The organism is Dongia sp., assembly GCF_041918875.1.
GTDB lineage: Bacteria > Pseudomonadota > Alphaproteobacteria > Dongiales > Dongiaceae > Dongia.
Window position 1 is genome coordinate 1 of record NZ_JAYRUV010000010.1, and the last position, 12,347, is coordinate 12,347.

General features: G+C 63.7%; 18 protein-coding genes. 8 read left to right on the top strand and 10 right to left on the bottom strand.

Annotated features, from left to right (window positions below):
- Window positions 1–202: 202 nt before the first annotated feature.
- The 4 genes from pth to ACE3TY_RS11880 form a co-directional block, all read right to left on the bottom strand.
- Window positions 203–850 (bottom strand): aminoacyl-tRNA hydrolase, encoded by a 648-nt coding sequence (gene pth / locus ACE3TY_RS11865; RefSeq protein ID WP_374653249.1) that lies wholly within the window; start codon window positions 848–850, stop codon window positions 203–205.
- Between the two features lie 50 nt (window positions 851–900).
- Window positions 901–1,623 carry a 50S ribosomal protein L25/general stress protein Ctc gene (locus ACE3TY_RS11870; protein ID WP_374653250.1) on the bottom strand — a complete coding sequence of 241 codons (723 nt, stop codon included), beginning with the start codon at window positions 1,621–1,623 and terminating at the stop codon, window positions 901–903.
- 103 nt (window positions 1,624–1,726) lie between these two features.
- Window positions 1,727–2,662, bottom strand: coding sequence for a ribose-phosphate pyrophosphokinase (locus ACE3TY_RS11875; protein ID WP_374653251.1), 936 nt, complete (start codon window positions 2,660–2,662; stop codon window positions 1,727–1,729).
- Between the two features lie 426 nt (window positions 2,663–3,088).
- Window positions 3,089–3,301 carry a DUF1127 domain-containing protein gene (locus ACE3TY_RS11880; RefSeq protein WP_374653252.1) on the bottom strand — a complete coding sequence of 71 codons (213 nt, stop codon included), beginning with the start codon at window positions 3,299–3,301 and terminating at the stop codon, window positions 3,089–3,091.
- Window positions 3,302–3,440: 139 nt separating this feature from the next.
- Between ACE3TY_RS11880 and ACE3TY_RS11885 the strand changes: the two genes are divergently transcribed.
- From ACE3TY_RS11885 to ACE3TY_RS11895, 3 genes are all read left to right on the top strand, one after another.
- Window positions 3,441–4,112 (top strand): ArsR/SmtB family transcription factor, encoded by a 672-nt coding sequence (locus ACE3TY_RS11885; RefSeq protein ID WP_374653253.1) that lies wholly within the window; start codon window positions 3,441–3,443, stop codon window positions 4,110–4,112.
- Between the two features lie 101 nt (window positions 4,113–4,213).
- Window positions 4,214–4,567, top strand: a complete 354-nt coding sequence (locus ACE3TY_RS11890) for a hypothetical protein (protein WP_374653254.1) — start codon at window positions 4,214–4,216, stop codon at window positions 4,565–4,567.
- A 15-nt stretch (window positions 4,568–4,582) separates the two neighbouring features.
- The gene (locus ACE3TY_RS11895) at window positions 4,583–5,371 is read left to right on the top strand and encodes an enoyl-CoA hydratase (RefSeq protein ID WP_374653255.1); all 789 of its coding nucleotides are present in this window, start codon (window positions 4,583–4,585) and stop codon (window positions 5,369–5,371) included.
- 3 nt (window positions 5,372–5,374) lie between these two features.
- Here ACE3TY_RS11895 and ACE3TY_RS11900 read toward each other — a convergent pair whose 3' ends face one another.
- A complete protein-coding gene (locus tag ACE3TY_RS11900) occupies window positions 5,375–5,596 on the bottom strand; it encodes a hypothetical protein (protein ID WP_374653256.1) in 222 nt (73 codons plus the stop codon).
- Between the two features lie 202 nt (window positions 5,597–5,798).
- Here ACE3TY_RS11900 and ACE3TY_RS11905 point away from each other — a divergent pair, with 202 nt between their 5' ends.
- Together ACE3TY_RS11905 and ACE3TY_RS11910 are read left to right on the top strand one after the other, a co-directional pair.
- Window positions 5,799–6,008, top strand: a complete 210-nt coding sequence (locus tag ACE3TY_RS11905; protein ID WP_374310432.1) for a cold-shock protein — start codon at window positions 5,799–5,801, stop codon at window positions 6,006–6,008.
- A gap of 152 nt (window positions 6,009–6,160) precedes the next feature.
- Window positions 6,161–6,388 (top strand): hypothetical protein, encoded by a 228-nt coding sequence (locus ACE3TY_RS11910; protein WP_374653257.1) that lies wholly within the window; start codon window positions 6,161–6,163, stop codon window positions 6,386–6,388.
- 120 nt (window positions 6,389–6,508) lie between these two features.
- Here the strand turns inward: ACE3TY_RS11910 and ACE3TY_RS11915 are convergent, their stop codons facing one another.
- Genes ACE3TY_RS11915 through hppD form a run of 3 tightly spaced genes read right to left on the bottom strand, consistent with a single transcriptional unit; the run spans window position 6,509 to window position 9,139 of the window.
- Window positions 6,509–7,513, bottom strand: a complete 1,005-nt coding sequence (locus ACE3TY_RS11915) for a fumarylacetoacetate hydrolase family protein (RefSeq protein ID WP_374653258.1) — start codon at window positions 7,511–7,513, stop codon at window positions 6,509–6,511.
- The gene (locus ACE3TY_RS11920; RefSeq protein WP_374653259.1) at window positions 7,510–8,055 is read right to left on the bottom strand and encodes a VOC family protein; all 546 of its coding nucleotides are present in this window, start codon (window positions 8,053–8,055) and stop codon (window positions 7,510–7,512) included. Before ACE3TY_RS11920 ends, ACE3TY_RS11915 begins: the two co-directional genes overlap by 4 nt.
- Before the next feature lie 10 nt (window positions 8,056–8,065).
- The gene (gene hppD, locus ACE3TY_RS11925) at window positions 8,066–9,139 is read right to left on the bottom strand and encodes a 4-hydroxyphenylpyruvate dioxygenase (RefSeq protein WP_374653260.1); all 1,074 of its coding nucleotides are present in this window, start codon (window positions 9,137–9,139) and stop codon (window positions 8,066–8,068) included.
- 98 nt (window positions 9,140–9,237) lie between these two features.
- On the opposite strand from hppD, the gene ACE3TY_RS11930 reads away from it, so the two are divergent.
- A complete protein-coding gene (locus tag ACE3TY_RS11930) occupies window positions 9,238–10,044 on the top strand; it encodes a helix-turn-helix domain-containing protein (RefSeq protein WP_374653261.1) in 807 nt (268 codons plus the stop codon).
- On the opposite strand, the gene ACE3TY_RS11935 is transcribed toward ACE3TY_RS11930, so the two are convergent.
- Entirely contained in the window at window positions 10,041–10,772 is a 732-nt protein-coding gene (locus ACE3TY_RS11935; RefSeq protein ID WP_374653262.1) for an adenylate/guanylate cyclase domain-containing protein, read from the bottom strand. The two genes, ACE3TY_RS11930 and ACE3TY_RS11935, sit on opposite strands and share 4 nt — an antisense overlap.
- Before the next feature lie 92 nt (window positions 10,773–10,864).
- Complete coding sequence (locus ACE3TY_RS11940) at window positions 10,865–11,368, bottom strand: MarR family winged helix-turn-helix transcriptional regulator (RefSeq protein ID WP_374653263.1); 504 nt, start codon at window positions 11,366–11,368, stop codon at window positions 10,865–10,867.
- Window positions 11,369–11,433: 65 nt separating this feature from the next.
- Between ACE3TY_RS11940 and ACE3TY_RS11945 the strand changes: the two genes are divergently transcribed.
- Both ACE3TY_RS11945 and ACE3TY_RS11950 read left to right on the top strand, forming a co-directional pair.
- On the top strand, window positions 11,434–11,895 hold the full coding sequence (locus ACE3TY_RS11945; protein ID WP_374653264.1) for a carboxymuconolactone decarboxylase family protein: 462 nt from the start codon (window positions 11,434–11,436) through the stop codon (window positions 11,893–11,895).
- A gap of 113 nt (window positions 11,896–12,008) precedes the next feature.
- Window positions 12,009–12,338, top strand: coding sequence for a hypothetical protein (locus ACE3TY_RS11950; protein ID WP_374653265.1), 330 nt, complete (start codon window positions 12,009–12,011; stop codon window positions 12,336–12,338).
- The last annotated feature ends 9 nt before the right edge of the window (window positions 12,339–12,347 follow it).

The following is a 12,347-nucleotide window of genomic DNA, read 5'->3' on the forward strand; positions in this document are numbered from 1 at the left end:
AAACCCAGGTAACGTAAACCCCCCGTTTAGCCCAACCTCCCCCCCCCCCAAACTTGGCCCGATGGCACCTCTTGAACCCTCTCCCCTCGCGGGAGAGGGCAGGGTGAGGGGGTTCTCACAACCAGTCCGCTCTCGCCACCCCCTCACCCCAACCCTCTCCCGCGAGGGAGAGGGGGATGAGATAGGTCGGCAATAGCCTTCTCTACTTCTTTTCCTCTTCCGCCTTCGCCCGGCGATCCGCTTTGGCGGTCTCATCCTTGGGTGCCACGACTTTCTTCTCCGGAGGGAACAGGGTCACGTTGACCTTGTTCATGAACTTGTTTTCGCCTTCGGCAAACAGGATCGGCAGATTGTCGGCGCAGGCCGCGTTGATCTCGTCGACGAATTTGCGCTCTTCCTTGCCGAAATCCATCAGCACGAAATTCTTGACCATCGCCTTGATGCCAGGATGACCGACACCCAAACGGATGCGCCAGTAATCGGGGCCGATATGGGCGTCGATCGAGCGGATGCCGTTATGGCCGCCGGCACCGCCGCCGCGCTTTACCTTCACTTTGCCCAGCGGCAGGTCGATCTCGTCATGAATGACGGTGATGTCGCCAGGCTCCAGCTTGTAGAACTGCTGTGCTGCCTGCACGGCGCGGCCGGATTCGTTCATGAAGGTGGTGGGGCAGAGGCAGATCGTCTTTTCGCCGCCGATCGTGCCTTCGGCGATGGCGCCGTGGAACTTCGCCCTGATCGGGCCGAAAGAATAGCGGCGGACGATCTCGTCCACCGCCAGAAAGCCGATATTGTGCCGGTTGTCGGCGTAGCGGGGCCCAGGATTGCCCAATCCAACGATAAGGCGCATCGAGGGCCCCGCTTAAGCCGAGAAACGGTCGGCTGCTTGCTTCTTCTACCTTACTTCTTCTTCGGGGCCGGAGCCGCCTTGGCCGGAGCCGCGGCAGCCGCACCCTTGGCGGGCGCCGCCGCAGCAGCGCCCTTGGCCGGGGCCGCCGCACCGGCAGCCGGAGCCGCCGCGGCGGCAGCCGGAGCCGCTTCCGCTTCGGCCTTCATGCCCGACGGCGCACCGATGGTGACGAGCGTGAAGTCACGCTCGCGCACATTCGGCGTGGCCCCTTCCGGCAGCTTGACGGAGCTGATGTGGATCGAGCCACCGATGTCGAGGCCGGTGAGATCGACTTCGACCATCTGCGGGATGTGATCGGGCGAGCAGATGAATTCGATTTCGTGACGGACCAGGTTCAAGACGCCGCCGCGCTTGATGCCCGGGGCGGCCGCTTCGTTGCGGACCACGACCGGCACGTTGACGTGGATCTTGGTGTCCTTGCTGACGCGCTGGAAATCGACATGCAGGGTGCGGTCGGTGACCACATCGAACTGCACGTCGCGCGGCAGGACGCGATGCTTCTTGCCTGAAATCTCGACATCCAGAAGGGTGGCGAAGAAACCCTTTTTGTGGATATGCCGGTCGATCTCCTTGGGGTCGAGCGAGATCAGGGTCGCTTCCTTCTTGTCACCATAGATAACGGCGGGCACTCGACCGGCACGACGCGTGGCACGGGCGGCCCCCTTCCCGGCGCGGTCGCGAGCTTCCGCGCTGACGGACTGAACTGCGGACATTGCTGTCTCCTATCGTTTCGCAGTTACCGAAAACCCGGACCATCCGGGCTTCGACCGACCGGCCTCCAGGGGTGCCGATCGGATTGCGGTCGCGTAACCCTGTTCAGTCGAACAGGGACGAGACCGATTTCTCCTCACTGATGCGCGCCATGGCTTCGGCAAGAAGCGGCGCGATCGAGAGCTGGCGCACCGTCTGCGACACGCGCACGGCTTCGGTGGCCTGAATTGAATCGGTGATGACGAGGCTCTCCAAGGGCGAGGCGGAAACGCGCGCCACGGCACCGCCGGAGAGAACGCCATGCGTCACATAGGCGGCGACCGACAGGGCGCCCTGTTCCTTCAACGCCACGGCGGCATTGCACAAGGTGCCCGCCGAATCGACGATGTCGTCGACCAGGATGCAGCGCTTGCCCTCGACCTCGCCGATGATGTTCATGACTTCGGAGACGCCGGCGCGCTCGCGGCGCTTGTCGACGATGGCCAGTTCAGCGTCCAGGCGCTTGGCAAAAGCGCGGGCGCGCACCACGCCGCCCACGTCGGGGCTGACGATGCACAGATTATTGCCCGTGCCGAAGCGCTCCTTGATGTCCTTGGTGAGGACGGGGGCGGCAAAAAGATTGTCGGTCGGGATGTCGAAGAAGCCCTGGATCTGGCCGGCATGGAGATCGACCGTGAGAACACGGTCGGCGCCGGCGGTGGTGATGAGGTTGGCCACCAGCTTGGCCGAGATCGGCGTGCGCGGACCGGATTTGCGGTCCTGGCGGGCATAGCCGTAATAGGGAATGACGGCGGTGATGCGGCGCGCGGAACCGCGCTTCAACGCATCGACGGTCACCAGCAGTTCCATCAGATTGTCGTTGGTCGGGAAGGATGTCGGCTGGATGATGAAGACATCCTCGCCGCGGACATTCTCGTTGATTTCGACGAACACTTCCATGTCCGAAAAGCGCCGCACGCTGGCATTGACCAGCGGCAGGTTGAGATAGGCTGAAATCGCTTCCGCCAGGGGCCGGTTGCTGTTGCCGGTAAGGATCTTCATCTTGTGCCCGTCTCTCACGTCCCGAATCTGACCCTTGCCGGACACTTGCACAGGCCGGCTGGCCTACCCATATTCCCTTTCGCTTCAGAGCGTTCCGTCCCGGCCGGCTCGATGGTCGCCTAAGACAAAAAATCCCCTCCCCTAGGCCGCAGGATCGATCGATGCGGGGGGTCGAAAGGCGGGCGGAATGTATCAGCGGGGTACGCCCGGAGTAAAGCGCGGTTTGGACCCTGTGAATAATTTATTATCTATCTGATAAATATGCATTTTATACCAAAATGTTGCGCTGCAGCAGCAGCGCCCGGCCGGGACTCCGCCTAAAGCATCCCGAAAAACATCACCAGAGCCAGGAAGAAGCCCTCCCACCTTCAGGGGGGAGGGTTGGGAGGGGGGCGGTCTCAGTCTCATATCACCGTTGTTTCAATTTTACGCCCGCCAGAACGGCTTCGTCCCCTCCGCCGCGACATCGCTGCGCGAGAGGCCGATGTCACGCAGCTGATCTTCGCTGAGGGCCGCCAAGGCGCGGCGCTGGCGGCTGCGTTCGCGGGCGCCGGCGAGCCAGTCGACGATCCGGGTCAACAGATCCTGCCGGGGTTGGCGGTGCGCGCTGCGTGAGCGCTGCGTCAAGAATGCCATCATTCGATCCCTCCATTGGCAGAAAGGATGCCGTCGCGGGCCACGCCTGTCTTGGGCGATCGCTTCGCTCGCGGCCAAAGCATCTCCTGTTGGCGGCCGACCAACCGGCTCCTATGATTGCGTCATGACACTGGGATCGAACTTGGCAGAAGTTGCTTCCCTGGTCGGCGATCCGGCGCGGGCCAATATGCTGGCGGCGCTGATGGACGGACGCGCATTGACCGCGACGGAGCTTGCCTATGTCGCGGGCATCGGTGCCTCGACCGCCAGCGCCCATCTGGCCAAGCTCGAAACGGCGCATCTCCTTTCCATGGTGAAGCAGGGACGGCATCGCTATTTCCGCCTGGCTTCGCCCTCGGTCAGCCGCATGCTGGAAGGCATCATGACGTTTGCCGCGATCGACGCGCCGCAACGCTATCAGCCGCGCACCACCAACGACATGGCGATGCGACTGGCGCGTACCTGCTACGACCATCTTGCCGGCAGGCTCGGCGTGGCCCTGGCCGATGCGCTGGTGGCGCGCGGACATGTGATCCTTGGCGAGGATGCCGGCGAGCTGACACCCAAGGGGCGGAAGGTGCTGGCCGGGCTCGGCATCGCGGTGGAGGCCGCCAAGCACAGCCGCGTCTTTTGCAGGCCCTGCCTCGATTGGAGCGAAAGGCGACCGCATCTTGCCGGCGCCATCGGCGCGGCACTGGCCAGCCACTGCTTCGGAAAGCACTGGATCGAACATATCCGCGACAGCCGCGCGGTGCGCATCACCCCTGCCGGGGTGCAAGGTCTCCGGGCCGGATTCGGCATCGACCTGTCGTGACATCGCGGGCTTTGTGACCGTTCCGCGCGGGCGCCCGGCCTGAACTTGTGAGCCCGCCTTATCCGCGCTAGAAAGAGGCCCCATTTCGCGGAGGCTGTTTCATGCGCCGATTCCTCGCGGCTCTCGCCCTTATCGTCTCGCTCAATGCCCCGGCGGCGGCGACGGAATATCTCTCCGGCATCAGCGATCTTCCCTTGCCCGACGGGCTGGTCGAGGCGAAGGACAAATCGACCGTGTTCGATTCCGCGGTCGGCAAGGTTGTCACCGCCTATGCCAGCGGTCCCGGGACCGCCGACGCCGTCCACGATTTCTACGAATCCACCTTGCCGCAATTGGGCTGGACCGAGACCGACGAGGGCAATTGGCGCCGCGAGAACGAAACCCTCAAGATCGACGTGCTGGGCCCCGAGGCCGGCCCGGTCACCGCGACCTTCACGCTTTCTTCCGACAATTGAGCGAGACATTGCATCATGGCTACCCCCACGTCGTTTGGCACCATCGAGCTTGAAAAGAAGGGCCGCGTCGGCCTCATCCGCCTCAACCGCCCGCAGGCGCTGAACGCGCTGTGCGACGAACTGGTGCGCGAGCTGGGTGCTGCCTTAGACGAACTCGAAGCCGATGCCGGTATCGGCGCCATCATCCTTACCGGGTCGGAAAAGGCCTTCGCCGCCGGCGCCGACATCAAGGAGATGAAGGATCGCGGCTTCGTCGATGTGCTGGTCAGCGATTTCATCAGCAAGGGCTGGGAACGCGTGGCCCAGTGCCGCAAGCCCGTTATCGCCGCGGTTGCCGGCTTCGCCCTGGGCGGGGGCTGCGAAGTGGCCATGATGTGCGATTTCATCATCGCCGCCGAGAATGCGAAGTTCGGCCAGCCCGAAATCACGCTGGGCATCATTCCAGGCGCCGGCGGCACGCAGCGCCTGACGCGCGCCATCGGCAAGGCCAAGGCGATGGACCTCGTTCTCACAGGCCGCATGATGGATGCGGCCGAAGCCGAGCGCAGCGGCCTGGTGGCGCGCGTGGTAGCACCTGAGAAGCTGCTCGAGGAGGCGTTCGCCGCCGCCGAGAAGATCGCCGGTTTCTCGCTGCCCATTGTCCTGATGGCCAAGGAGAGCGTGGGCCGCGCCTTCGAGACGAGCCTTGCCGAAGGCATCAAGTTCGAGCGCCGCCTGTTCCACGCCGCCTTCGCGACCGAGGATCAGAAGGAAGGCATGAGCGCCTTTGCCGAGAAGCGGAAGCCCAGCTTCAAGCATCGCTGAAGATCAGATCGCTTCGGTGATACCCTCGATCGCCGGCGGCATTCGCCGAAGCCCGTAACGACCCGCCGCTGCTATCGCGGCGGCCATGAAATCGACCTGCGTATCAACGGCCGAATTCGCGCCAAGCCCGTGTTCGACCTCCTTCCCGATGCCGGAACGGAGGAAATACCTCCCGCCAAGGAATATTCCGGCCACCACCGCGGATAATAAATTCAATGAATACAATCAATTAACTTCTTCAGCGCGACCGGATGTCGCCTTTCTTCTTGCGTCTTTCCTTAGATTTTCTATCTTAGCGCGGTCATTCTGCTTCGTACTGCCGACCTGCTACGCCCTCCGGGTGCCCAGATCGCGTCATATCGAGACACAGTCTGATGCGTTGCCCATCGGGGGTGGCGCCACCCAACTATGTTTACGGAGGACAGAAATGCCCGTCGGCACTGTCAAATGGTTCAACAGCACCAAGGGTTACGGTTTCATTCAGCCGGAAGCCGGCGGCCCGGACGTGTTCGTCCACATCTCGGCCGTGGAGCGTGCTGGTCTCGGCACCCTCAACGATGGCCAGAAGGTCTCGTACGAAGAGCAGCGCGATCCCAAGCGCGGCAAGACTTCGGCTGAGAACCTCAAGGCCGTCTAAGCATCTATGAGCGCCGCTTCCGCGCGGCGCTGATGGAGATGGGGCACCAGGCAACTGGTGCCCCATTGCTTTTTGCAGGAAATTCCTTCGCGAGTAAGCCAGGCCGCCTCGGGCCCCGCACGCGCGCTCGATCAGATATTTTGGAGTTCACCATGGCGCGCAAGAAACCCGTCGTCGATGCCGGCTTCGTCCTATTCGACGTGATCTACGAAGACGGCCGCTTGACCTCGAACCGCAAGGTGCCCGCTGCCGACCTCGGTGGCCTCGACGGCGACGAACCGGCCAAGACGTTCATTGAGCAGCAGGACCGCAAGATTGCCGAAATGTCCGGCCAATCGCGCGGCAAGATCAAAACCATCAAGCGCTCGCCGGGGCAGTAAGGCGGCGGCGGGTAGCCCTTCCTACCTCCCCCCTGACGGGGCTATCGCATGTGGCGTTCTTTTTTGGTCGTCATCCCCGGGCCCCGCCGGGGAGGTCGGGAGGGAGCGCAAGTGACGGCTCTACCCGCCCACCACCTGCTCGATCGCCCCGAAGATCGACGCGCCTTTTTCATCCAGCATCTCGATGCGCACGCGGTCGCCTTTCTTCAGGAAGGCCGTTACCGCCTGGCCGCCGGTGATCTGTTCCACCATGCGCCGTTCGGCGATGCAGGAATAGCCGCGCCCGCCCTGCGCTGTCCAGGTGCCGGGTCCGCCATCGGGTCCGCGATTGGAAACCGTGCCGGAACCGACGATCGTGCCGGCCCCGAGCGCCCGGGTCTTCGCGGCATGGGCGATGAGGGTGGGAAAGTCGAACGTCATGTCGATACCCGCATCCGGGCAACCGAACAATTCGTCGTTCAAGCTCGTGCGCAAAGCCCCCGACAGCTTGCACCCGTTCCACGCGGTGCCCAGTTCGTCCGGCGTCACGGCGATTGGGGAGAAGCTCGAGGCCGGTTTCGACTGGAAGAAGCCGAAGCCCTTGGCAAGTTCGTCCGGGATGAGTCCGCGCAAGGAAATGTCGTTCACCAGCATGACGAGGCGGATGCGTGTCGCCGCCGTGGCGGCATCCGTCCCCAGGGCCACATCGTCCGTCACCACGGCGATCTCGGCTTCGAAATCGCAGCCCCATTCCGGATCCTTGAGCGGGATCGGGTCATGCGGGGCCAGGAACGAATCCGACCCGCCCTGATACATCAGCGGATCGGTCCAGAAACTGGCCGGCAGTTCGGCGCCGCGCGCTTTTCGCACCAGGGCGACATGATTGACATAGGCAGACCCGTCCGCCCATTGATAGGCGCGCGGCAAGGGCGACAGGCAATCCCTGGGATCGAACGCGATCCCCGGCGACTGCCCCGCATTCAACTTCGCCGAAATGTCGGAGAGGACCGGTTCCGCCCGCGCCCAATCGTCGAGAGCGGCTTGCAGGGTGGGGAATCGTGGGACCGGCACCGCACGGCCGAGGGTGCCGTCGACCACATGCAGCGCGCCGTCGCGGCGCCCGTTCTTCAGGCTGGCGAGTTTCATTTCGCCGAACTGCCGTCATGCAGCCATTGGGCATGTTTGGGCGCGCGCTTTGTCTTCGACCATTCCTCCAGCATCGGCCATTTCACCGCATCGAGCCGGCGCTTCATCTCCGTCGTCTGCGTCTCGTAAGCAAGCTCGATGCGGTGGCCGTTGGGATCGAAGAAATAGATCGAGTGGAACAAGGTATGATCGACCGGGCCGATCACCTTGATGCCGGCCGCGGCAAGGCTCTCCTTGGCAGCCAGGAGTTCCGCTTCGCTGCCGACCTTCAGCGCCAGGTGCTGCACCCAGGCGGGCGTGCTGCGGTCGCGGTCCATTTCCGCCTTGGTAGGCAGTTCGAAGAAAGCGAGGACATTGCCGCCGCCGGCATCGAGGAAAACATGCATATAGGGGTCAGGTTCCTTGGTCGACGGCACCTCGTCCTCGGCAATGGCCAGGATGAAATCCATCCCCAGATGCTTGCCGTACCATTCCACCGTTTCCCTGGCGTCGCGACAGCGATAGGCGACATGGTGGACGCCACCCAGTTTGAATCCGGTCATGCCATTCACCTCAATTCCGCCCAACGACTTTACGTTCGATCTGCTCGCGTTCGATCGAGCGGAAGAGGGCGGCGAAATTGCCTTCGCCGAAGCCCTCCTCGCGCTTTCGCTGGATGATCTCGAAGAAGACCGGGCCCAGCAGCGTGGTGGTGAAAATCTGGATGAGGATGCGCGGGGCCTCGTTGCCGGTACTGCCGTCGATGAGCAGGCCACGCGCCTTCAGGGCCGCGACATCCTCGCCATGCCCGGGCAGGCGTTCTTCCAGCATGTCGTAATAGGCACCCGGCGGCGCCTTCATGAAGGGCACTCCGTTGGCGCGCAGCCGGTCGACGGTGGCATAGATGTCGTCGGTCGAGAGCGCTATGTGCTGGATGCCTTCGCCGTTGAAGCGCATCAGGAATTCCTCGATCTGGCCGGTCTCTTTCGAGGCTTCCTCGTTGAGCGGGATGCGGATGCGGCCGTCGGGCGCCGCCATCGCCTTGGAATGAAGGCCGGTATATTCGCCCTTGATGTCGAAATAGCGCGCCTCGCGGAAATTGAAGAGGCGCTCGTAATAGCCGGCCCAGAAGGCCATGCGGCCCTTATAGACATTGTGGGTGAGATGATCGATCTCGGTGAGGCCGAGGCCCACCGGCTGGCGCTCCTCCGTCACATAGCGGAAGTCGATGTCGTAGATGCTGGCGCCAGGCTGATAGCGGTCGATGAGATAGATCGGCGCCCCGCCGATGCCCTTGATGGCCGGCAGCTTCAACTCCATCGGCCCCGGCTCGATATCGATCGGCTGCGCGCCGCGCGTCAGCAGTTCGGCATAGGCCTGATGCGCATCGGTGACGCGGAAGGCCATGCCGCAGGCGGATGGGCCGTGCTCCTCGGCGAAGTAATGCGCCAGGCTGGTCTTTTCCTGGTTGAGGATGAAGTTGATCCGGCCCTGGCGATAGAGCTGCACATCCTTCGAGCGATGCTGCGCCACCGGGGCGAACCCTAAGCTGCGGAAGACCCGGTCGAGCGAGGCGGGGTCGGGGGCGGCGAATTCGACGAACTCGAAACCGTCGAGACCGATCGGGTTGGCGGCATCCAGGGTCATGACCGAAAAGCTCCAGGCAAGGTATCATTGCTGGAATGCTAATGCGTCGCTTTGGCGCGGGCCTAGACAAGTGTCTCACTTGGTGAAACACTTTGCCCATGCAGAAGACGAATCGGAGCCTGGAACGCGGCCTTGCCTTACTGCACCAGCTGACGGCGCGAGGGCCCGCCAGCCTCTCGGCCGTGGCGCGGGCGGCCGGGCTGCCGAAGGCCACCGCCAGCCGCCTGCTGCTGACGCTCGGCGCCGAGGGGTGGATCTATCGCCGCCACAATGACGGGCGCTATGTGGCGACAGTCCCGCAGACGGGCGCCGGAACGACGCCGGACTTGGGTGCGGTCGCCAGGCTGGCGCTGCCGTACCTGCTTTCGCTCAGCCAGGAAACGGGCCTTGCCGCCGATCTCACCTGGCTGGTGGAAGTCGGTGTGCTGGAGGTGATCGAATCGACCCGCGCCCCGCAGGTGGGCGGCGTGGACCCGCAAGTGGCCGGCTTCCGGCCATCGCTGGTCTTCTCCGCGCCCGGCCGCGCCCTGCTGGCGGCCAGCGATGCGGAATCGCGTGCCCGGCATTTGCGGCACGTGGCGCGGATGGATTCGCCGGCCGAACGCCTCGCGGTGACCGGCGGCCAGCTGATGGCCGAACTCGCCGCCACCGCCCGGCGCGGCTATGGCCAGCGCGCGGCGGGCTATTGGCCGCATTCCTCGGACTATGGGCGCGAGCCGATGGATATCGCCATCGTCATCGCCCCGAAGGACCGGCCCCTGGGTTGCCTCAGCCTGGTGTGGCCGGCCGAAGCGCACGATGCCGGCGAAATCGCGGCGGCCCATCTGGGCACAATGCGCGCGGCCGCCCGGAGGATCGGCGCCGCAGTCGCTGGGGCGCGGCGCGCCTCGGCCGCGCAGCTTTAAGCGGCGTAGAGCTTGATCGGTTCGGCGAAACCCTTCAGCGGATAATCCCGGGCGTGGGCACCGGCCAGCTCCGAAGCGGCGCGTTCATAGACGGCTTCGGTCAGCAGAATCTCTCCGGCGGCGGCAGCCGATTGCGCCCGCGAGGCGGTGTTGACGACCGTGCCGATGGCGGTGAGATCGCGGTGCGATCGGCCGAATTCGCCGAAGCTGAGTTCGCCGCAATGAATGCCCACGCCGATCCCAAGCTCGCCACCGGTGAGGCCCAGCGACTCCATCAGGACCGGCCGGCGCGCGGTCCAGCGATCCTGAATGATGCGGGCGGCATGGATCGCCTGTTTCACATGATCGGCGCATTTGATGGGAAAATTGAAGACCGCCATGACGGCGTCGCCGATGGTCTTGTTGAGCAGTCCGTCGCACTCCCAGATCGCGTCGGCGCATTCGTCGTAAAAGGCGTCCAGCAGCCGCGACATACCGTCCGCAGATTGAGATTGCGACAGGTTGGTATAGCCCCTGAGATCGGCGAACAGGATGGTGGCGTCGATGCTGATCTGGCGTTTGCGCATCACCTTCGTGAACATCAGTTCGCAGATCGTGCAGGTGTTGGGGTTCATCCGGCTGGGGCGGATGCCGAAGGCGCGAAACGGCAATGAAAGCATGCCGTGCAGGGGAACCGGCACATGCATCTGCTGCCAGCAGCCTTTGCAGATCTTCGACCGGCTCGACATCCTTGTGCCCCCTCCGGGTCGCCCGAAACGATCATTTCCGGAAACATATTCCAGTCCTGCGCCGGTGGCGAGCAGCTAGACCAAGCGCCGACTCAGCCGCCAGTCCTCTTATCCGCGTCGCGGGCAAGGTCTACCAGCCAGCGCCGCACGATCCGTTCTTCCGCCGGCTTCAGATCCTGTTTCAGCCATTGCTCGTCGCGCTGCACGGGTTTGCGGCAGCGCGCCAGCATATCGCGCCCGGCATCCGTTACGTCGATATGCTGGATGCGGCCATGGACTGCGTGCCTGCGCCGTGTCGCCAGCCCCGCCTTGATGAGGTTGCCGACGATGACGGAGACCGTCTGCGGCGTCAGCAGCGAGAGCCTGGCGAGATCGGCATTCGAGATGCCGGGATAGTTCGCCAGCATGGTCAGCACGACGAATTGCGGATTGGTGATCCCGGCCTCGGCCAGTTCCTGCTCGAAACGGTGGCGATGGGCGACGCCGGCCTGGCGCAGCAGATAGCCGAGATAGCCCCCTTCGCCGCGCTTGCCCTCGCCGGCGTTGGGGACATGCAGCTGGGGCATGGCGGGATCGTCCGGCCGGCGCTTGCGCATGATATCAGGGCTCTTATATGTTGTTCGTGTTCTGATAATATCAGCTTGACCTGAAAGGACCAGCCATGTCGGTCACCCCGCGCCTCAAGCAGGAGGATTTCTACAGGATCGCACCGGCAGCCCGCGACGCGCTGATCGCATTGGGCAAGGCGGTCGATGCCTCGGGCCTGGAAAAGGAGCTCACCGAACTTCTCAAGCTGCGCATTTCGCAGATCAACGGCTGCGCCTTCTGCGTCAACATGCATCTTGGCGTCGCGCGTAAGCTGGGCGTGCCCGGAGCCAAGCTCGACCTGGTCGCGGCCTGGGCGGATGCCGATATCTACACACCGCGCGAGCGGGCGGCGCTGGCCTGGGGCGAGGCGCTGACCGAATTCGCGCATGGCGGCGAGATGGACCGGGCGTTTTTGGCCCTGCAACAGGAATTCAGTCAAGACGAGATTGCATTCCTGACGGCCGCCATTGCCAATATCAATGCCTGGAACCGGATCTCGGTAGGCCTCCGTTTTGCGCCGATTCTCGGCGGTTGAGCGGCCATGCCGACGACCTGAATTTACAATAAACCATTTCCTAACCATCTTGCGTCAGTCTGGCTGCGATCGAGAGCCCGGCCAGCGCGCTGGGGCTCAGGAAAGGTATTGGAATGCAGGCGCAGAACACCCAGCCGCTGCCGCGACTGACACTCAAGAACATGCATGTGATGATCGATCGCAAGACGCATCCGATCGTCAACATGAACATCCAGGACGTGCTCATCGGCGGCATGCCCGATTGGATGGCCGTGGGCCAGCGCGTCGAATTCTCCTTCGTCATCACCCTCAAGGAATGGGAACGCAGCCTGCCGACCTATGGCGTCGTCATCAGGAACGATGCCGCCGGACTCGACATCCGCTACACGCCGCCCACACCCAGCTGGCGCAACATCCTGATGAAGCTGGTATCGGAAGAAGCACGCGGGAACGGCAAGAAATAGCCGGCCGAA